At 72.6% G+C, this 18783-nt stretch carries 19 protein-coding genes; 11 read left to right on the forward strand and 8 right to left on the reverse strand.

Annotated elements, in window-relative coordinates; all coding sequences use genetic code 11:
• Positions 1-134: 134 nt before the first annotated feature.
• Genes AB0H28_RS00825 through AB0H28_RS00835 form a run of 3 tightly spaced genes read left to right on the forward strand, consistent with a single transcriptional unit; the run spans position 135 to position 3936 of the window.
• Positions 135-941: a hypothetical protein gene (locus AB0H28_RS00825; RefSeq protein ID WP_358032299.1), complete on the forward strand. Its 807-nt coding sequence runs from the start codon at positions 135-137 to the stop codon at positions 939-941.
• Positions 942-952: 11 nt separating this feature from the next.
• The gene (locus AB0H28_RS00830; RefSeq protein ID WP_358032302.1) at positions 953-2866 is read left to right on the forward strand and encodes a fumarate reductase/succinate dehydrogenase flavoprotein subunit; all 1914 of its coding nucleotides are present in this window, start codon (positions 953-955) and stop codon (positions 2864-2866) included.
• Positions 2866-3936: a succinate dehydrogenase/fumarate reductase iron-sulfur subunit gene (locus AB0H28_RS00835; RefSeq protein WP_358032305.1), complete on the forward strand. Its 1071-nt coding sequence runs from the start codon at positions 2866-2868 to the stop codon at positions 3934-3936. The genes AB0H28_RS00830 and AB0H28_RS00835 overlap by 1 nt, the downstream gene beginning before the upstream one ends.
• 128 nt (positions 3937-4064) lie before the next feature.
• Here AB0H28_RS00835 and AB0H28_RS00840 read toward each other — a convergent pair whose 3' ends face one another.
• Positions 4065-4505 (reverse strand): (deoxy)nucleoside triphosphate pyrophosphohydrolase, encoded by a 441-nt coding sequence (locus AB0H28_RS00840; RefSeq protein ID WP_358032309.1) that lies wholly within the window; start codon positions 4503-4505, stop codon positions 4065-4067.
• Between the two features lie 184 nt (positions 4506-4689).
• Here AB0H28_RS00840 and AB0H28_RS00845 point away from each other — a divergent pair, with 184 nt between their 5' ends.
• Genes AB0H28_RS00845 through AB0H28_RS00860 form a run of 4 tightly spaced genes read left to right on the forward strand, consistent with a single transcriptional unit; the run spans position 4690 to position 6237 of the window.
• The gene (locus tag AB0H28_RS00845; protein ID WP_358032311.1) at positions 4690-4998 is read left to right on the forward strand and encodes a 4a-hydroxytetrahydrobiopterin dehydratase; all 309 of its coding nucleotides are present in this window, start codon (positions 4690-4692) and stop codon (positions 4996-4998) included.
• A gap of 31 nt (positions 4999-5029) precedes the next feature.
• Positions 5030-5392, forward strand: coding sequence for a PH domain-containing protein (locus tag AB0H28_RS00850; protein WP_358032314.1), 363 nt, complete (start codon positions 5030-5032; stop codon positions 5390-5392).
• A gap of 22 nt (positions 5393-5414) precedes the next feature.
• Entirely contained in the window at positions 5415-5726 is a 312-nt protein-coding gene (locus tag AB0H28_RS00855) for a hypothetical protein (RefSeq protein ID WP_358032316.1), read from the forward strand.
• 16 nt (positions 5727-5742) lie between these two features.
• Positions 5743-6237 (forward strand): N-acetyltransferase family protein, encoded by a 495-nt coding sequence (locus AB0H28_RS00860; protein ID WP_358032318.1) that lies wholly within the window; start codon positions 5743-5745, stop codon positions 6235-6237.
• Positions 6238-6262: 25 nt separating this feature from the next.
• On the opposite strand, the gene AB0H28_RS00865 is transcribed toward AB0H28_RS00860, so the two are convergent.
• The 7 genes from AB0H28_RS00865 to AB0H28_RS00895 form a co-directional block, all read right to left on the reverse strand.
• Positions 6263-7081, reverse strand: a complete 819-nt coding sequence (locus tag AB0H28_RS00865; RefSeq protein ID WP_358032321.1) for an ABC transporter permease — start codon at positions 7079-7081, stop codon at positions 6263-6265.
• Positions 7078-8025 carry an ATP-binding cassette domain-containing protein gene (locus AB0H28_RS00870; RefSeq protein ID WP_358032324.1) on the reverse strand — a complete coding sequence of 316 codons (948 nt, stop codon included), beginning with the start codon at positions 8023-8025 and terminating at the stop codon, positions 7078-7080. Before AB0H28_RS00870 ends, AB0H28_RS00865 begins: the two co-directional genes overlap by 4 nt.
• A gap of 12 nt (positions 8026-8037) precedes the next feature.
• On the reverse strand, positions 8038-8877 hold the full coding sequence (locus AB0H28_RS00875; protein ID WP_358032327.1) for a DUF4097 family beta strand repeat-containing protein: 840 nt from the start codon (positions 8875-8877) through the stop codon (positions 8038-8040).
• A gap of 87 nt (positions 8878-8964) precedes the next feature.
• Complete coding sequence (locus tag AB0H28_RS00880; RefSeq protein WP_358032330.1) at positions 8965-9483, reverse strand: ribbon-helix-helix protein, CopG family; 519 nt, start codon at positions 9481-9483, stop codon at positions 8965-8967.
• Positions 9484-10088: 605 nt separating this feature from the next.
• Positions 10089-11174, reverse strand: a complete 1086-nt coding sequence (ychF, locus tag AB0H28_RS00885; protein WP_358032333.1) for a redox-regulated ATPase YchF — start codon at positions 11172-11174, stop codon at positions 10089-10091.
• Between the two features lie 20 nt (positions 11175-11194).
• Complete coding sequence (locus tag AB0H28_RS00890; protein ID WP_358032335.1) at positions 11195-11947, reverse strand: peptidase E; 753 nt, start codon at positions 11945-11947, stop codon at positions 11195-11197.
• Between the two features lie 214 nt (positions 11948-12161).
• Complete coding sequence (locus tag AB0H28_RS00895) at positions 12162-12569, reverse strand: hypothetical protein (RefSeq protein WP_358032337.1); 408 nt, start codon at positions 12567-12569, stop codon at positions 12162-12164.
• A gap of 274 nt (positions 12570-12843) precedes the next feature.
• On the opposite strand from AB0H28_RS00895, the gene AB0H28_RS00900 reads away from it, so the two are divergent.
• The 4 genes from AB0H28_RS00900 (at position 12844) to AB0H28_RS00915 (ending at position 18622) form a co-directional block, all read left to right on the forward strand.
• Positions 12844-14286 (forward strand): DNA-3-methyladenine glycosylase 2 family protein, encoded by a 1443-nt coding sequence (locus AB0H28_RS00900; protein ID WP_358032340.1) that lies wholly within the window; start codon positions 12844-12846, stop codon positions 14284-14286.
• Positions 14283-14795 (forward strand): methylated-DNA--[protein]-cysteine S-methyltransferase, encoded by a 513-nt coding sequence (locus AB0H28_RS00905; RefSeq protein WP_358032343.1) that lies wholly within the window; start codon positions 14283-14285, stop codon positions 14793-14795. The genes AB0H28_RS00900 and AB0H28_RS00905 overlap by 4 nt, the downstream gene beginning before the upstream one ends.
• A gap of 36 nt (positions 14796-14831) precedes the next feature.
• Positions 14832-16646 (forward strand): ABC transporter ATP-binding protein, encoded by a 1815-nt coding sequence (locus AB0H28_RS00910; protein WP_358032346.1) that lies wholly within the window; start codon positions 14832-14834, stop codon positions 16644-16646.
• Between the two features lie 143 nt (positions 16647-16789).
• Entirely contained in the window at positions 16790-18622 is a 1833-nt protein-coding gene (locus tag AB0H28_RS00915) for an ABC transporter ATP-binding protein (RefSeq protein WP_358033805.1), read from the forward strand.
• Positions 18623-18783 lie beyond the last annotated feature (161 nt).

Consider the following 18783-nt stretch of genomic DNA (forward strand, 5'->3'; position numbering starts at 1 on the left):
AGCGGGACACACGGGACACTGCGTTGCGCGGCCGGGCCGTGAAGATCGGCGTAACGTGTGTCACTTAGCCGCGCCGGTTCGCGGCGGGATCATGCGTGCGCAAAAGACGGGGTTGTGACGTCAGGGAGACAGCAATGACATCTACGGCGACGAGGCCGCGGGGAGCGCGGGCGCGTGCCGCCATCACGGCGAAGACGTTGCGGACCGACCGCTGGTGGCTCGCGCCGCTGGTCACGGTGGTCGGGCTCAGCGCCTGGGTCATCTACGCAACCGTCCGGATCTTCATGCACAAGTGGTATTGGGTCGATCAATATCACTACCTGACGCCGTTCTACTCCCCCTGCGTGACCGAGCGGTGCGTCGAGGGCTCCTCGCACTTCGGCAGCTTCCTGCCCGGCTGGTGGATCATCCCGGACGCGGCGCTGACCCTGCCGTTCCTGCTGCTGTTCCGGCTCACCTGCTACTACTACCGCAAGGCCTACTACCGGTCGTTCTGGCTGTCGCCGCCGGCCTGCGCGGTGCCGGACGGGCACCAGAGCTACAGCGGCGAGACGCGGTTCCCGCTGCTCGGGCAGAACCTGCACCGCTATTTCTTCTACGCCGCCGCGATCATCTCGCTGATCAACACCTGGGACGCGATCTACGCCTTCCACTCTCCGGAGGGCTTCGGCTTCGGCCTGGGCAACATCGTCCTGCTGGTCAACGTGGTGATGCTCTGGGCGTACACGATCTCCTGCCACTCCTGCCGGCACATCATCGGCGGCCGGCTCAAGCACTTCTCCAAGCACCCGGTGCGCTACAAGGCGTGGACCGGGGTGTCCTGGCTCAACGTCCGGCACATGCAACTCGCCTGGATCACCCTGGGCACCCTGGCGCTGACCGACTTCTACGTGATGGCGATCGCCGCCGGCTGGTTCAACGACCTGCGGTTCATCAACTGAGGGCCCCTGACATGACTGAGACGCGAATCGAACGACACCACTACGACGTCGTCGTGATCGGGGCCGGCGGCGCCGGCCTGCGCGCGGCGATCGAGGCCCGGCTGGCCGGCAAGAAGACCGCGATCATCTCGAAGTCGCTGTTCGGCAAGGCGCACACCGTGATGGCCGAGGGCGGCGCGGCGGCCGCGATGGGCAACGTGAACTCGCGGGACAACTGGCAGGTGCACTTCCGGGACACCATGCGCGGTGGCAAGTTCCTGAACAACTTCCGGATGGCCGAGCTGCACGCGAAGGAGTCACCGCAGCGGATCTGGGAGCTGGAGACGTACGGCGCGCTCTTCGACCGGACCGCCGAGGGCAAGATCTCGCAGCGCAACTTCGGCGGCCACGAGTACCCGCGTCTGGCGCACGTCGGCGACCGGACCGGCCTGGAGCTGATCCGCACGCTCCAGCAGAAGATCGTCTCGCTCCAGCAGGAGGACAAGCGCGAGTTCGGCAACTACGACGCCCGAATCCGGGTCTTCTCCGAGACCACGATCACCGAGCTGCTGCTCGACGGCGACCGGGTGGCCGGCGCGTTCGGCTACTACCGCGAGTCCGGCGAGTTCATCCTGTTCGAAGCGCCGGCCGTGGTGCTGGCCACGGGCGGGGTCGGCCGGTCCTACAAGGTCACCTCGAACTCCTGGGAGTACACCGGGGACGGTCACGCGCTGGCGCTGCGCGCCGGGGCCACGCTGATCAACATGGAGTTCCTCCAGTTCCACCCGACCGGCATGGTCTGGCCGCCCTCGGTGAAGGGCATCCTGGTCACCGAGTCGGTGCGCGGCGACGGCGGTGTGCTGAAGAACTCCGACGGCAAGCGATTCATGTTCGACTACGTCCCCGACGTCTTCCGCAAGCAGTACGCGGAGACGGAGGAGGAGGCGGACCGCTGGTACACCGACCCGGACAACAACAGGCGTCCGCCGGAGCTGCTGCCCCGCGACGAGGTCGCCCGCGCGATCAACAGCGAGGTCAAGGCCGGTCGGGGTACGCCGGCCGGCGGCGTCTACCTGGACATCGCGTCCCGCCGGTCGGCGGAGGAGATCCGCCGCCGGTTGCCGTCGATGTACCACCAGTTCAAGGAGCTGGCCGACGTCGACATCACCAAGGAGCCGATGGAGGTCGGCCCGACCTGTCACTACGTGATGGGCGGCGTCGAGGTGGACCCCGACTCCGGCGCGGCGGCGGGCACGGTACGCGGGCTCTTCGCCGCCGGTGAGGTGTCCGGCGGCATGCACGGCTCCAACCGGCTCGGCGGCAACTCCCTGTCCGACCTGCTGGTCTTCGGCAAGCGGGCGGGCGGACACGCCGCGACGTACGCCGATCAGCTCGGTGCCCGCCCGGCGGTGTCGGTGGCGGCGGTGGAGGCCGCGGTGGAGACGGCGCTGGCGCCGTTGCAGCGCGACACCGGCGAGAGCCCCTACCAGCTCCAGCAGGACCTCCAGGTGGTGATGGGCGATCTGGTCGGCATCATCCGGCGCGAGGGCGAACTGGCCGACGCGCTCGGCCGGCTGGCCGAGCTGCGGGAGCGGGTGGCGAAGGTGAGCGCGGTCGGCGGTCGCCGCTACAACCCGGGCTGGCACCTGGCGCTCGACCTGCGCAACATGCTCGTGGTCTCGGAGTGCACCGCGAAGGCGGCGCTGGAGCGGCAGGAGTCGCGCGGCGGGCACACCCGGGAGGACTTCCCGGCGATGGACCCGGCGTGGCGTCGGGTCAACCTGGTCTGCTCGCTGGACGGCGACGCGGTCCGGCTGACCCACAAGCCGCTGCCGACGATGCGACCGGAGCTGATCGGGCTCTTCGACCGGGCCGAGCTGGCCAAGTACCTGACCGACGAGGAACTCGCCGAGTTCGACGCCCGCTCCGAGGAGGCGAACAACTGATGGGAAGTAAGCGGCAGTTCCGCATCTGGCGGGGCGACGAGACCGGTGGTGACCTGCAGGACTACGCGGTCGAGGTGAACGAGGGCGAGGTCGTCCTCGACGTCATCCACCGGCTTCAGGCCACCGAGGCGCCGGATCTGGCGTGCCGGTGGAACTGCAAGGCCGGCAAGTGCGGCTCCTGCTCGATGGAGATCAACGGCAAGCCGCGGCTGGGCTGCATGACGCGGATGTCGACGTTCGAGGAGACGGAAACCGTCACCGTCACCCCGCTGCGCACCTTCCCGGTGATCCGGGATCTGGTCACCGACGTCTCGTTCAACTACGAGAAGGCGCGGGAGACCCCGGCGTTCGCGCCCCCGGCCGACGTGGCGCCCGGCGACTACCGGATGCAGCAGATCGACGTGGAGCGGTCGCAGGAGTTCCGCAAGTGCATCGAGTGCTTCCTGTGCCAGAACGTCTGTCACGTGATCCGTGACCACGACGAGAACAAGCCGGCGTTCTCCGGCCCCCGGTTCTTCATCCGGGCCGCCGAGCTGGACATGCACCCGCTCGACGCGCGCACCGACCGCAAGGAGTACGCGCAGTCCGAGATGGGCCTCGGCTTCTGCAACATCACCAAGTGCTGCACCGAGGTCTGCCCCGAGCACATCAAGATCACCGACAACGGGATCATCCCCATGAAGGAACGGGTCGTCGACCGCAGGTACGATCCCCTTGTGTGGCTCGGTAACAAGATCTTCCGGAGGGGTCAGGTGCCTCAGACCAGCGTGACCAGCGGGCATTCCAGCGGTGCGGTGACCAGCGGCGCGACCCACGGCGGGGTGCACTCGCACGCCGGCGGCTCGCACGACAGCGGCGCCGAGCGTCAGGCCCAGCAGGGCGTCAACTGGCAGCGCGAGGTGCCGCACCCGACGGCGCCCGCGGTCGACTCCAGCGGCAAGCTGCCGCTTACCGAGCTGACCTTCGACCGGGCCGCCGCGCCGTCGCCGTTCGGCGACGACGTGGAGTTCCCGCTGCCGGCCGAGCACCTCAACTTCGCCCACCCGCAGCAGGACGAGCCGAAGCACTGAGCGGCGACGCGACGATGACGGGGGCCAGCGGCACACGCCGCCGGCCCCCGTCCCGTCTCCGCCCGGCTGGCCGGTTCGGCGGCTCGGCCCGGCCCGGCGCAAAGGCCGGCGGCCCCGACCGGCGCGGCTCAGGGGCTGGCGAGCAGCGGGCGCAGGGCGGGCACGATCGGCACGTCGGCCGGCAGCCAGTCGACGCTGTCCAGCTCGGCGGCGGAGAGCCAGCGCAGGTCCGCGTGCTCCAGGGCGGTCGGCTGGTCGCCGTGGAGCAGGCGGGCCGCGTAGACCCGCAGGACGGACCGGCCGTGCGCCATGCGGACGTCCCGGCCGACCCGCGCGCCGACCGCCACCCGGACGCCCAACTCCTCGGCGCACTCCCGGGCCAGCGCGTCGGTCTCGGCCTCCCCCGGCTCGACCTTGCCGCCGGGAAATTCCCAACGCCCCGCCACCTCCGGGGGCGCCGAGCGTTCGCAGGCAAGGACCCGGCCGGCCACGATGATCGCCGCTCCGACGACCACCCTCGGCTCCCGCCGGTCGGCCTGCCCACCCTCGCTAAACCGTTCGGTCCGCACGGGCCACCAGCGTGCCAGATCAATCGGCGGTTTGGGTAGCTGAGTCGGCCATCAGGCCAGCAGAACACGGAAGTGTGGGCGTGGACACACCATCTGTGCGACGACAGACTAGAGAGCGTCGACTGGGACACGGGATGGCGACGATTTGGCCACAAGCCGGCAACGACGCCTGGGAGGTGCGGTGATGCGCGTGCTGTTCAGCAGCCGGGCGAAGCACGACTATCTCAGTGACGCGCTCGCTCTGCTGTCCGGGTGGACGCGCGAGGGTGAGCAGCTCCGCCGCACGCTGGTCCTCGACGACACCCAACACGCCGCACTCACCGAGCGGGTGGCCGTGGTGGCCGACGCGCTTCGGCTGCGCCCCGAGATCAGCCGACGGGCCGACCGGACCCAGATCCGGCTGGGCCACGACGACGGCGAACCGCTCACCGAGGGTGAGGTGCTGCTCGCGGCACGCATCGAAGACGCGGTCCGGGCGGTCACCGAGCACTGAGCGCTGGCGCGGCTGCCCTACCGTCGAGGACATGTCTGGCCCGACGTACGACCGCAAGGAACAGTTCCAGCAGATCCAGAGCGGCCTGCTGCCCGGTGAACAGATCATCGCCGTCTACGACGCGATCGGCGCCGGCACCGGCTTCATCGGCCTGACCGACCGGCGGGTGATCATCCAGGACCGCTCGTTCGTCGGCAAGAAGTTCGCCATCACGAGCATCCCGTACTCGAAGGTCACCAGCGTGAGCGTGGTGAGCAACAAGTCCTGGGGCGGCTCGTTCTTCTCCACCGGGGCGATCGCCGTGCACGTGGGCACGCACTCCTACGAGGTGGAGTTCCGGGGCGCGGACAAGGCCCACCACGTGCACAACGTGATCCTGCACCACATCTCCTGAGCGGCCTGGCACAATCGCCGCCATGCGGGGGCTGATCGCACACTGGCGCGCCTGGCGCGCCACCCACCGGCGGGCCGTGCGCCTGGCCCGCCGGCTCGTCCTGGTCGCCGCGGCCGGCGTGGTGCTGCTGGCCGTGGCGACCGTGGCGAGCGCGGTGTGGATCCGCGGCGAAGCCGCCGGGCACGTGTTCACCGCCACCGACGTGCCGGACGCGCCGGTGGCGCTGGTGCTCGGCGCCGGCGTGAAGGCCGCGGTGGACGTGCTGTCCCGCCGTGACCCGGTGCACCTCGGCCGCCGGGAAACCGGAGTGGACGACGCCCTGCGGGCCGGCTGAGTCGCGGGAGGGGTCGATGACCGTCACCGTCGCCGCGATGGACGACTCGCACGCCGACGCCGTGCTGGAGATCTATCGCCTCGGCATCGCCGAGGGGAACGCCACGTTCGAGACCGAGCCTCCCGACTGGGGCCGGTTCACCGCCGGCCGCCTGCCCGGGCACCGGTGGGTGGCGCTCGACCCGGCGCGGCGGGTGCGCGGCTGGGTGGCCTGCTCGGCGGTCTCCGACCGTTGCGTCTACGCCGGGGTGGTGGAGCACTCCGTCTACGTGCACCCCGAGGCGCGCGGGCGCGGCGTCGGCGGGGCCCTGCTGGACGCGCTGATCGCCTCGACCGAGGCGGCCGGCGTCTGGACCGTCCAGTCCGGCGTGTTCCCGGAGAACACCGCCAGCCTGGCCCTGCACGCGGCCCGCGGGTTCCGGATCGTCGGCACCAGGGAGCGGATCGGGCGGCACCACGGCGTCTGGCGGGACGTCACGCTCATCGAACGGCGCAGCCCCCGGATCCGCTGACGCGGACCGAGGGCATCGCGCCGGTTCAGCGCGCCTCGCGGTGGAACAGCCGCCGGGACCAGAGATACCCGCCGAGCGCGATGGCGGCGCACCATCCGAGCGCGACCCAGCCGTCGTTGCCGAGCGGCTCCGCCATCAGCAGGGCGCGCAGGCTCTCGATGATCGGCGTGAACGGCTGGTACTCGGCGAACCACCGCAGGCCGGCCGGCATCGAGTCGGTGGGCACGAACCCGCTGCCGAGGAACGGCAACAGGATCAGCGGCATCGGCAGGTTGCTCGCGGTCTCCACACTCTCGCTCACCTGGCCCAGCGCGACGGCCAGCCAGACCAGCGCGAACGTGACCGCCGCGAGCAGGCCGACCGCGCCCAGCCAGCCGGCCGGGCCGGCGGTGGGCCGGAAGCCGACCAGCAGCGCCACACCGATCACCACGGCCAGGCTGATCGACGCCTGGATCATGCTGCCGAGCACGTGCCCGGTCAGCACCGAGACGCGGGCGATGTGCATGGTGCGGAACCGGGCGATGATGCCCTCGGTCATGTCCATGGCGATCGAGATCGCGGTGCCCTGCACCGTGGCCGCCACCGTCATCAGGATGATCGCCGGTGCCACGTAGTTGGCGTACGCGGCGCGCGAATCCGCGCCGGCCACGCCACCGCCGCCGAGCCCGGCGCCCAGCGTGCCGCCGAGCACGTAGACGAAGAGCAGCAGGAACACCACTGGCATCCCGACCAGCATCACGGTCATCGACGGGTAGCGCAGCATCCGCCGGAGGTTGCGGCGCAGCATGGTCACCGAGTCACGCAGCGGGTGGAAACGCAGGTCGGCCTGGATGGGGATGCTCATGGCGCGGTCACCTTCTCGTCGGTGGGGTTGCCGGTGAGGGCGAGGAAGACGTCGTCGAGGTCGGGGGTGTGCACGGACAGTTCGTCGACCTCGACGCCCCGGTCGTCGAGCCGGCCGATGAGCGCCTTCAGCGAGCGCAGGCTGCCGTCGCCGGGCACCCGCAGGGCGAGCGCGTCGCCGTCGCGCGTGGCCCGGTCGAGCACCCGTACGGCGGCGTCCAGGGCCTGCGGGTCGGCGAACCGCAGGCGGACGTGCCCGCCCGGGATGCGGCGCTTCAGCTCGTCGGGCGTGCCCTCGGCGACCACCCGGCCGTGGTCCAGGACCGCGATCCGGTCGGCCAGTTCGTCCGCCTCCTCCAGGTATTGCGTGGTGAGGAAGATGGTGACGCCACCGGCCACCAGGTCGCGGACGATCTGCCACATGTCGCGGCGGCTGCGCGGGTCCAGCCCGGTGGTCGGCTCGTCCAGGAAGATCACGCGCGGGTCACCGACCAGCGTCATCGCCAGGTCGAGCCGCCGCGTCATGCCGCCGGAGTAGGTCGATGCCAACTTCCCGGCCGCCTCGGTCAGGCCGAACCGGTCGAGCAGCGCGGTCGCGCGCCGCCGGCCCTCCACCCGGGGCAGGTGGTGCAGGTCCGCCATCAGCCGCAGGTTCTCCGCGCCGGTGAGCAGCTTGTCCACCGCGGAGAACTGCCCGGTGACGCCGATCGCGGCGCGTACCGGGTCCGGCTCGCGGGTCACGTCGTGCCCGGCGACCCGCGCCTCGCCGCCGTCGGCGGCGAGCAGGGTGGACAGGATCCGCACCGTCGTGGTCTTCCCCGCGCCGTTCGCGCCGAGCAGCGAGAAGACCGTTCCCTCGGGTACGCGCAGGTCGATGCCGTCGAGCACGACGTGGTCGCCGAACGACTTCCGGAGCCCGATGACGGCGATCTGATTCGTGGTCATGGTCGTTCTCCTTCAGGACCGGCGGATGGTGATGTCGCCGTAGGAGGTGCGGCCGCGCACCTCGACGGTCTGCTCGGCGCCACCCGGCCGGGCGGTGCTCTCCAGCAGGTTGTGCACCTGGCCGAAGCCGGTGTTCACCTCGAGCCACGCGGCGGTGCCCGGCGCGACGCCGACGTCCAGGTCGCCCATGGCGGTGCCGAGCACCACCGAACCGCGCACCACCTCGCCGACGCGGATACCGCCGTTGGAGGTTTTCGCGTCGACGCCCGCGCCGGCGCGGGTGACCTCGACGGCGCCGTTGGCGTTGCGCACCCGCACGTCGCCGGTGGCCGCGTCGATCGTGGTGTCGCCGTTGGAGTTCTTGACCGCCACGGTGCCCTCGACCCGGCCGACCTGGACGGTGCCGGAGCCGGTGGAGATCTCCGCGTCGCCGGTGACGCCGTCGACGCTGACCCGGCCGGCGCCGGTGTGCAGGCGCAGTGGCCCGGTCTGCTCCAGCCGGACGTGGCCGGTGGTCTTGACGCGGGTCTCGCCGAGCCGGCCGGCGGCGACGACGTCGCCCATCAGCAGGTGCGCGGAGAACCGGGAGTCGCTCGGCAGTTCGATGCAGACGTCCACCGACCTGCTCTTCTTCGAGAAGTCGAAGGCGCGCCTCGGGCCGGTGACCTGAAGCGTGCCGTTGGCGTAGTCGACGCGCACCTGCGCGACGGCCTGCACGTCGGACTCGTCGTCGCCGTTGCTCGGGCGTACCTCGACCGAGGTGTCGGCGCGGTCGCTCGCGGCGATCCGCACGGAGGCGACGCCGAGATCCATCGTGACGGAGATCGATTCGGGCGTGTCGAAAACAGGCATGGTTGTCCCCGCATCTCGGGTGGGTGGGTCGTCCCCGCAGGTCAGGGGGACGGGAGAGGAGAAGTGCTGCGGCGCGGTGCGGTGCGGTCAGTGCACCCAGCCGGTGAACCGCTGTTGGGACCGCTTGCCGACGTGGGGCGACTCGGGACGCGGCTCCCGGCCGCCGCCGCGCAGGCCGGCGGCGGCGGCCCGGACCAGCCAGGCGTTCACCGAACGCCCCTCGGTGGCCGCGGCCTCCTCGACCGCGGCCTTGAGCTGCTCGGGCATCCGTACGTTGATCCGGGCGACCGGGCCGTCCTCGGTGACCGGCGGGTCGGTGTCCGGCGTCGCGCCCACCTCGGGCGCGGTGGGCGGCGGCTCGGCGGACGGCACCGTCACGACGAAGTCCGGGTCGCGCCCGCGCAGGCGCAACTCCACCGAGCCGGGGGCCAACTCCCGGGTGATCTCGTCGGCGGCGGCCGACAGGGCGTCCAGCAGCGTCATCCGGATCGCTGATTCCAGCGGCCCGGTCAGGCGCTCGACCAGCGCACGCGATTCTTCACCGCCGGCTTCGGCGAGGGCGGCGAACTCCCGCCCGAGGTTGCTCACATACGAGGTCAAGTCCATGGCACTACTGTGGCACACGCTATGGCACCATCGCAAGCCTCCGTGGCATCACTTTGGCACCCACCTGAACGCATTTCTGCATAACCCCTGTTCAACAGGTGCTTCAGGATGGCGTCACCGTGCTGCCATGGGGCCGTCGCCAGGCCGCAGACCCGGAGTGGGTGTCATGTCCGTGCCCCCTTTGGAGCTGACATCACCAACGACTCAGCCAACGGACCTCGGACCTCCCGGAACCATCGAGATCCCGGGGCCCCGGCCGACCGGCCTGAGTCGTTGCTGCTATCAGCTCGAAAGGCGGCGGGCAGGGGGTACTGCCGGGCGTCGGCCCGGAAACGCCCGGGTTTCCTCACCGAGGTTCACCTGATCCGAACACCAGAAGTAACGAGCACCGGAGGGAAGGCCGCGAGCCCGTCAGTCCGGTGGTCCCGCCTCCCCACCACCTCGCGGAGGGAATCCTGCCAGGGTGGCGGCGAGAGGAGCGTTGCGGCGCGCGATGACGCGTCGCAGGTACGGCCGCCGTTGGTCGCTGCTCCGGACGATCATCCGCCGAGGACCTCCTGGCACCACCAGCAGCACCTGGCCGCCGGCTGACGGCCGCCGGGCTGTCAGACGTTGAAGCGGAACTCGACCACGTCGCCGTCCTGCATGACGTACTCCTTGCCCTCGATCCGGACCTTGCCGGCGGCCTTCGCCGCCGCCATCGATCCGGCCGCGACCAGGTCGCCGTAGGAGACCACCTCGGCCTTGATGAAGCCGCGCTGGAAGTCGCTGTGGATCACCCCGGCGGCCTCCGGCGCGGTCGCGCCGACCGGGACGGTCCAGGCCCGCGCCTCCTTGGGCCCGGCGGTGAGGTACGTCTGGAGCCCGAGCGTCCGGAAGCCCACCCGGACCAACTGGTCCAGCCCCGGCTCGGACTGCCCGATCGACTCCAGCAGCTCGCGCGCCTCGTCCTCGGGCAGGTCCACCAACTCCGACTCGATCTTGGCGTCCATGAACACCGCCTCGGCGGGCGCGACCAGGGCGCGCAGCTCGTCGAGGAACTCGGCGTTGCCCAGCTCGGCCTCGTCGACGTTGAAGACGTAGAGGAACGGCTTGGTGGTGAGCAGGTGCAGCTCACGCAGGTGTTCCAGCTCGATTTTGGCGGCGGCGGCGCCCGCGTACAGCGTGATGCCCTGGTCGAGAAGATCGGCGGCCTTCTTCGCGGCCTCGACCGCGGCGGCCCGGTCCTTGCGGAGCTTGGCCTCCTTCTCCAGCCGGGGCAACGCCTTCTCCAGCGTCTGGAGGTCGGCCAGGATCAGCTCGGTGTTGATCGTCTCGATGTCGTCGGCCGGGGAGACCTTGCCGTCGACGTGCACCACGTTCGGGTCGGAGAAGGCGCGCACCACCTGGCAGATCGCCGAGGCGTCGCGGATGTTCGCCAGGAACGCGTTGCCCCGACCCTGCCCCTTGGAGGCGCCCCGGACCAGGCCGGCGATGTCGACGAACGAGACCGGCGCGGGCAGCACCTTCTGCGAGGAGAAGATCTCGGCCAGCGTGCCCAGCCGCTCGTCGGGGAGCCCGACCACGCCGACGTTCGGCTCGATGGTGGCGAACGGGTAGTTCGCGGCGAGCACGTCGTTCTTGGTCAGCGCGTTGAACAGGGTGCTCTTGCCCACGTTGGGCAGGCCGACGATGCCGATGGTGAGACTCACGACGAGCCAGCTTACGCGGTCTACCGGTCGTCCGGCCCGGCGGGCAGCAGCCGGGGCTCGATCCGGGTCTCCCGCACCGTGCCGTCCTCGGCGCGCACCAGCTCGTACGCGGCCACGTCCGGCCGGTCGGCCACCGCCTCGGCCAGCCGGGTGCCCCGGTAGACCAGCCCGACGCCGTCGTCGGTGCAGTGGCTGGTCGGCAGCGCGCCGTCGGCGACCAGCCGGTGCATCAGCGGCCGGCGCTGCTCCTCGCTGTCGTAGTGCACGCCGTTGCCGTAGGGGAGCCAGCCCAGCCCGTCGGTGAAGGCTCGCAGGTCGGGGCCGTAGCTGTCGGTCGCGCCGCCGGTGTGCCAGCAGATCGAGCCGGCGGAGACCCCGCCCAGCACCACGCCCGCCTGCCAGCACTCGTGCAGGATCTCCGGCAGGCCGTGCACCCGCCACACCGCGCAGAGGTTGGCCACGCTGCCGCCGCCGACCCAGACGATGTCCTGGGCGAGCAGGTGGGCGCGGACGTCGTCGACGTTCGGCATCGGGAACAGCGCCAGGTGCGACGCGCGGTACCGGGTGTTCGCGAACGCGCCGTAGAACACGGTGAGGCCGGTGGGCTGGTCGCCGACGGCCTGGCCGAGATAGCAGACCTTCGGCGCGTCGCCGGCGTGCGCCAGCTCGGACATGTGGTCGAAGAGCTGGCTGGGCCGGGCGTCCCACGGGCCGCGGCGCCGGCTGAAGTAGCCCATGCTGGTGGCGACGATCGTCGGTTCAGAGGCGGGCATGACGTTCCTTCCGGCCGGCGGCGATGGAGATCATTGTGCCTCGTCCGGGGATCTGGCGCTGCGCCTCCAGGCCGGCCTCCGCCGACTCCTCGACCACCTGCGGCTCACCCAGCTCAGCCCACCCCCGGCCGGCGCGCCGCCCGCTCAGCTCACCCCGACGCCGGCCGGCGCACGGCTCGCCAAGCTCACCCCGACCGGTCCGCGCGCGGCTCGCTCAACCGGCCCGCAGCCGGCGCCACTCGTCCGGCCGGGCGTCGTCGGACACGTTGTCGGGCAGCGCGCCGAGCGGCAGCTCGGCCGCCGCGGCGAGCGGCAGGGTGAACCGGTGCGCGGCGGCGGGCCCGGCCTCGTCGGAGCGGTCGAGCAGCCAGCGCACCTCGTCGGCGGTCCAGCCGAGGCCGGACCGGGCGGCGATCTCCCGGACCAGCCGCACCCCGACCCGGGTGTCGTCGTCGTAGAAGCGCATGCACCAGTGGTGCGCCCACATGCCGAGCGCCCGCAGCCCGGCCGGGTCGAGCGAAGCGACCAGCCGACCGCAGGCGGTGTCGACGAAGGGCCGCCCCGGGTCGCCGGCCCGGTCCCGCTCGATCGCGCCGTAGGCGGCCGGCGCCACGGCCCGCATCCGGTCGTAGAAGCCCTACACCACCGCGGCGTCGATTCGTGCTCGCCCCGATCGCATCAGCGGACGCCCCCACCTTCTCTTGAGTTGGTGGCGGGACGATACCGACCACTTACGACAGTCTCACCGGCCCGCCGGCAAGATCCACGCCACCTCGCCGGGGTGGTGGTGTCCGAGGGCCCGGGAAACCACCACCTCTCCGTACTGGCGTGACTGGCGCACGTGACGTCCGAATCCCGCCAGCCGGGCGGCCGACCTGCGAGGCAGGATCGGTGTCATGGAGCTGGACTTCGAGCGGTGCTACCGGGCCGTCGACAGCCGCGACCCGCGGTTCGACGGCTGGTTCTACACCGGCGTCACCTCGACCGGGATCTACTGCCGGCCGTCCTGTCCGGCAATGACGCCGAAGCGACAGAATGTCCGGTTCTTCCCCTCCGCCGCCGCCGCGCAGGGCGCCGGGCTGCGCGCCTGCCGCCGCTGCCGGCCGGACGCCGCGCCGGGCTCACCCCAGTGGGACGTCCGGGCCGATCTGGTGGGCCGGGCGATGCGGCTGATCGCCGACGGCGTGGTCGACCGGGACGGCGTGCCCGGCCTGGCCACCCGGCTCGGCTACACCGAGCGGCACCTGCACCGGATGCTCCGGGCCGAGCTGGGCGCCGGTCCGCTCGCGCTGGCCCGGGCGCAACGCGCGCAGACCGCCCGGATCCTGGTCGAGACCACCGGGCTCGGCCTCGCCGAGGTGGCCTTCGCCGCCGGGTTCGGCAGCGTGCGGCAGTTCAACGACACGGTCCGCGAGGTCTACGGCATCACCCCGTCCGAGCTGCGGGCCGGCCGGAGCAGCCGACGGGCGGCCGGCGGGGCGGGCACCGTCACGCTGCGCCTGGCCCACCGGCCGCCGCTGCACGTGGGCGCACTGCTGGACTTCCTCGCGCTGCGCGCGCTGCCCGGCGTCGAGGAGGTACGCGACGGGGCGTACCACCGGGGCCTGCGCCTGCCGCACGGGCCCGGCGCGGTGGCGCTGACCCCGGCCGACGGGCACGTGACCGCCACGCTGCGCCTGGCCGACATGCGCGACCTGGCCCCCGCGGTGGCCCGGTGCCGCCGCCTGCTCGACCTCGACGCGGATCCGGAGGCGGTGGATGCCGCCCTGGCCGGCGACCCGGCCCTGGCCCCGGCGGTCGCCGCCGAGCCCGGGGTCCGGCTCCCGCACGCCGTGGACGGATTCGAGACGGCCGTCCGCGCCGTCACCACCCAGCAGGTCTCGCTCCGCTCGGCGCGGACCACGCTCACCCACCTGGTCAACGCCGTCCGGCGCACCGACACGCCGGTCGGCGATGACGGGCTGCTGGCGTTCCCGAGCCCGGCCGAGGTGCTCGCCGCGCCGGACCCGGCGTTCCGGATGCCGGGGGCCCGGCGGGAGACGATCCGGGCGTTGGCCCGGTCGGTCGCCGACGGCGAGCTGGACCTGGAGCCGGGCGGCGACCGGGAGGAGGCGGTACGGCACCTGGCCGCGCTGCCCGGCATCGGCCCGTGGACCGCCGGCTACCTGGCCATGCGGGTGCTCGGCGATCCCGACGTCATGCTCGCCACCGACCTGGGCGTTCGCCGCGGCGCAGCCGCGCTCGGCCTGCCCGAGGACCCGAAGACCCTGCACGCCCACGCCGACCGCTGGCGCCCCTGGCGGTCCTACGCGACGATCCGACTCTGGAGAGCGGCATGACCCTTGTGGACTGCACCGTCATCGACACCCCCGCCGGCCCGCTGAGCGTGCTCGCCGGTCCCGGCGGGGCGGTGCGCGCGGCGGGCTTCACCGCCGACCCGGCGACGCTGTCGCCGTTGACGCACCCCAGCCTGCGCGGCGACCTGCGGGAGCGGGCCGACCTCGGTCCGGTGTCCGCCGCGGTCCGGGCCTACCTCGACGGCGACCTGGCCGCGATCGACGCGGTCGAGGTGGAACAGCACACCGACGGGCTCTTCCTGGCGCACGCCTGGCACGTGCTGCGTGAGGTCAAGCCCGGCGAGCCGGTGACCTACACCGGTTTCGCCGCGCTGGCCGGACGGCCCGCCGCCGTACGCGCCGCCGCGGCGGCCTGCGCCCGCAACGCCGCCGCGCTCTTCGTGCCCTGCCACCGCGTCCTGCGCACCAACGGCGCGCTCGGTGGCTACCGCTGGGGGCTGGACGTGAAGAAGTGGCTTCTCGGGCATGAGGGACGGGTGACGGCTAGCTGACCCCACACCGTCGGACCCGGCCGCTACCGTCGGCTGGTGCCCGCGCCCAGCGACGGCAACCCCGCAGCGCATCCCGAGGCCCGGTCCCAGCCGCTGCGCAACCTCTGGCGGCTGCGCCCCTATCTGCGCCCGTATGCGCCGGAGTTCGCCTGGCTGCTGGTCGCGGCGTTGGCCGCGACCGCGGCGAGCCTGGCCGTCCCGCTGGTGGTGCAGCGGGTGGTGGACGGGCCGGTGGCCCGGCACGACGAGGCCGGTTTGCTCCGCCTCGGCGCGCTCGCGTTGCTGCTCGGCACGGCCGAGGCGGTGCTGATCTTCATCCGGCGGTGGACGCAGTCGTCCTCCTCCGTGGGCATGGAGGCGGCCATTCGGGCCGACATCTACGCCCACCTGCAACGACTCCCGGCCGGCTTCCACGACCGCTGGCAGTCCGGTCAACTGCTCTCCCGGATCACCAGTGATCTCTCGGTGATCCGCCGGTTCCTCTCCTTCGGCCTGCTCTTCCTGGTGCTCAACCTGATCACCTACGCCGCCGTGGTGGTGCTGCTGGTCCGGCTGCACCCGTGGCTCGGGTTGCTGGTCGCGGCCAGCGCCGTGCCGCTGTTCCTGATCAGCCGCCGGTTCGCCCGGCACTACCACGCGGCCTCCCGCCGCATGCAGGACCAGCAGGGCGACGTCGCCACGCTGGTCGAGGAGACGGCGCAGGGGCTGCGCACGATGCGGGCGTACGGGCGCGGCCCGGAGCTGGCCGCCCGCTTCGCCGCCGGCGCCCGCCGGCTGCACGACACCGGGGTCGGCAAGGCCCGACTGCTGGCGCGCACGTCGGCGCTGTTCGACCTGGTGCCCAACCTGACGCTCGGCGCGGTCCTGGTGGCCGGCGCCGCCGCCGTGGCCGGCGGCGCGCTCACCATCGGGCAGCTGGTGGCCTTCGTCAGCCTCCAGCTCATGTTGATCTGGCCGGTGCAGTCGCTCGGCTGGATCATCGCGAACGGCCAGGAGGCCGCCACCGCCGCCGACCGGATCCAGGAGGTGCTCGACACCCCGCCGACCATCGTGGATGCTCCGCACGCCAGGTCGTTGCGCCGCGCCGAGGTCTGCGGCCGGCTCCGGTTCGAGCGGGTGAGCTTCCGCTACCCGGGCGTGCCCGACCCGGTGCTGCACGAGCTGGATCTCACCGTCGAACCCGGCGAGACGCTCGCGCTGGTCGGCGCCACCGGCTGCGGCAAGAGCACGCTGCTCTCGCTGGTCCCCCGCCTGCACGAGGTGACCGGCGGCCGGATCACGCTCGACGGGCACGACGTTCGCGACCTGCGGCTCGGCACGCTGCGCGGGCTCGTCGGGGTGGCCTTCGAGGAGCCCACCCTGTTCTCCATGTCGGTCCGGGAGAATCTCACCCTGGGGCGGCCGGACGCCGACGACGAGCAGATCCGGGCCGCGCTGACGCTGGCGCAGGGCGATTTCGCCTACGAGCTGCCGTGGGGGCTGGCCACCCGGATCGGCGAGCAGGGGCTGTCGCTCTCCGGCGGGCAGCGGCAGCGGTTGGCGCTGGCCCGGGCGGTGCTCGGCCGGCCCGCGCTACTGGTCCTCGACGACCCGCTCTCCGCGCTCGACGTGCACACCGAGGCGCTTGTCGAGGCGGCACTGCGGCGGGTGCTGCGGAACACCACCGCGCTGCTGGTGGTGCACCGGCCCTCGACGGTGGCGCTGGCCGACCGGGTGGCGCTGATGGAAGGCGGCCGGATCGTCGCCGTGGGCACCCACTCCGAGATGCTGGCCGGGGTGCCGGCCTACCGGGCGCTGCTCTCCGCCGGTCCGGCGCGCCGGACCGGCGGCGTCGGTCTGGTCCGCTCGTGACCTGGCGTGCCGCGCGGGTCCCACCGTCCCGCGGCTCGCCCGCCCGACATGGTGCCACCACACGCGACACCGCCGCCACGCCCGGCACCGGCACCGCCCGCGACGCCGGCGGCCCCGGCTCCGCCGCCGGCCCGGACGGCGACCTGTCCCGGTGGCGGGGGCGGGCCACCGACCCGGACGCCGACCGCAGCCGCGCCGAGGACTCCTCCCCGGCGGCGGTCACCCGGCTCCGCGCCCGCAGTCGGCTCCTGCTGCGGCAACTGCTCCGCCCGCACCGTCGCCGGCTGGGCGTGGCCGTGACGTTGCTGCTGGCCCAGAACGCCGCCGCGATGGCCGGCCCCTACCTGGTCATGCTCGGCATCGACCGGGGCATCGGGCCGCTGCGGACCGGCGACGCCGGCCCGTTGATCGCGGTGGCCGCCGCGTTCGTCGTGGCCACCACCGCCGAGTACGCGGCCCGGCGGGCGTTCCTCGCCCTCGCCGCCCGGATCGGCCAGGCCGTCCTGCTCGACCTGCGCCGCCGGGTGTACGCACACTTCCTCCGTCTCGACGTCGGATTCCACGAGCGTTACACCTCGGGCCGGATGGTGTCCCGGCTGACCAGTGACCTGGAATCGATCGGCGAACTGGTCGACGGGGGGATCGACCGGCTGGTCATGGCCGTGCTGTCGGTGCTGTCGGTGGCGGGCATCCTGCTCTGGCTGGACCTGCCGCTGGCCTCGGTCACCCTGCTCGCCTTCCCGTTCCTGTACTGGCTGTCCCGCTGGTTCGCCCGGGCCTCCGCCGGGGCGTACCGGCGCACCCGGGAGGCGGTGGCGCTGGTCATCGTGCACTTCGTCGAGTCGCTGCGCGGGATCCGGGCGGTGCAGGCGTTCCGCCGCGAGTCCCGCAACCAACGCATCTTCGACACGGTCAACGACGACTACCGGCGGGCCAGCCTGCGTGCGTTCCGGCTCATCGCGGTCTACTCCCCCGGCATCCGGCTGATCGGCAACCTCACCGCCGCGACGGTGCTCGCGTACGGGGGCTGGCGGGTGCTGGGCGGCCACACCGAGGTCGGCGTGCTCGCCGCGTTCCTGCTCTACCTGCGCCGCTTCTTCGAGCCGATGGATGAACTGAGCCAGTTCTACAACTCGCTCCAGTCGGCGACCGCAGCGCTGGAGAAGCTGGCCGGGGTGCTCGACGAACGCCCGGCGGTGGCCGAACCGACGCGGCCGGTGCCACTGCCCGCCGGGCCGCCGCGCGGCGCGGTCGACTTCCGCTCGGTCTCCTTCGGCTACCGGCCGGACACGCCGATCCTGTCCGGCCTGGAACTGACCGTGCCGGCCGGGCAGACCGTCGCGATGATCGGGCCCACCGGCGCCGGCAAGTCCACGGTCGCCAAGCTGCTGGCCCGCTTCCACGACCCGGACGCCGGGGCGGTCCGCCTGGACGGGATCGACCTGCGCGACCTCGCCGACGCCGAGCTGCGCCGGGCGGTGGTGCTCGTCACCCAGGAGACCCACCTGTTCAGCGGCACCGTCGCGGAGAACATCCGGTTCGGCCGCCCGGACGCCGACGACGCCGCCGTGGTCGCCGCCGCCCGGGCCATCGGCGCGCACGAGTTCATCGCCGCGCTACCCGACGGGTACGCCACCGACGTGCACCGGCGCGGCGGCCGGCTCTCCGCCGGGCAGCGGCAACTTGTCGCGTTCGCGCGGGCGTTCCTGGCCGACCCCCGGGTGCTGATCCTCGACGAGGCCACCTCCTCACTGGACGTGCCGACCGAACGGCTGGTGCAGCGGGCGTTGCGGAACGTGCTGTGCGACCGGACCGCGCTGGTGATCGCGCACCGGCTCTCCACCGTGGAGATCGCTGACCGGGTGCTGGTGCTGGACGCCGGCGGCATCGTCGAGGACGGCTCCCCCGCCGAGCTGGCCGCCGCCGACGGCCGCTACGCCGCCCTGCACCGCCAGTGGCGCGACTCCCTGCTCTGAGCGCGAGGCGCGAGGCGCGAGGCGCGAGGCGCGAGGCGCGAGGCGCGAGGCGCGAGGCGCGAGGCGCGAGGCGCGAGGCGCGAGGCGCGAGTAGATCTTGGTACGAAATGGCCCCCATAGGGGCGCTTTCCCACCAAGATCTCTGCGGATCTCAAGAGGTG

Origin of the sequence: Micromonospora sp. NPDC050980 (assembly GCF_040653835.1) — a bacterium.
Taxonomy (GTDB): domain Bacteria; phylum Actinomycetota; class Actinomycetes; order Mycobacteriales; family Micromonosporaceae; genus Micromonospora.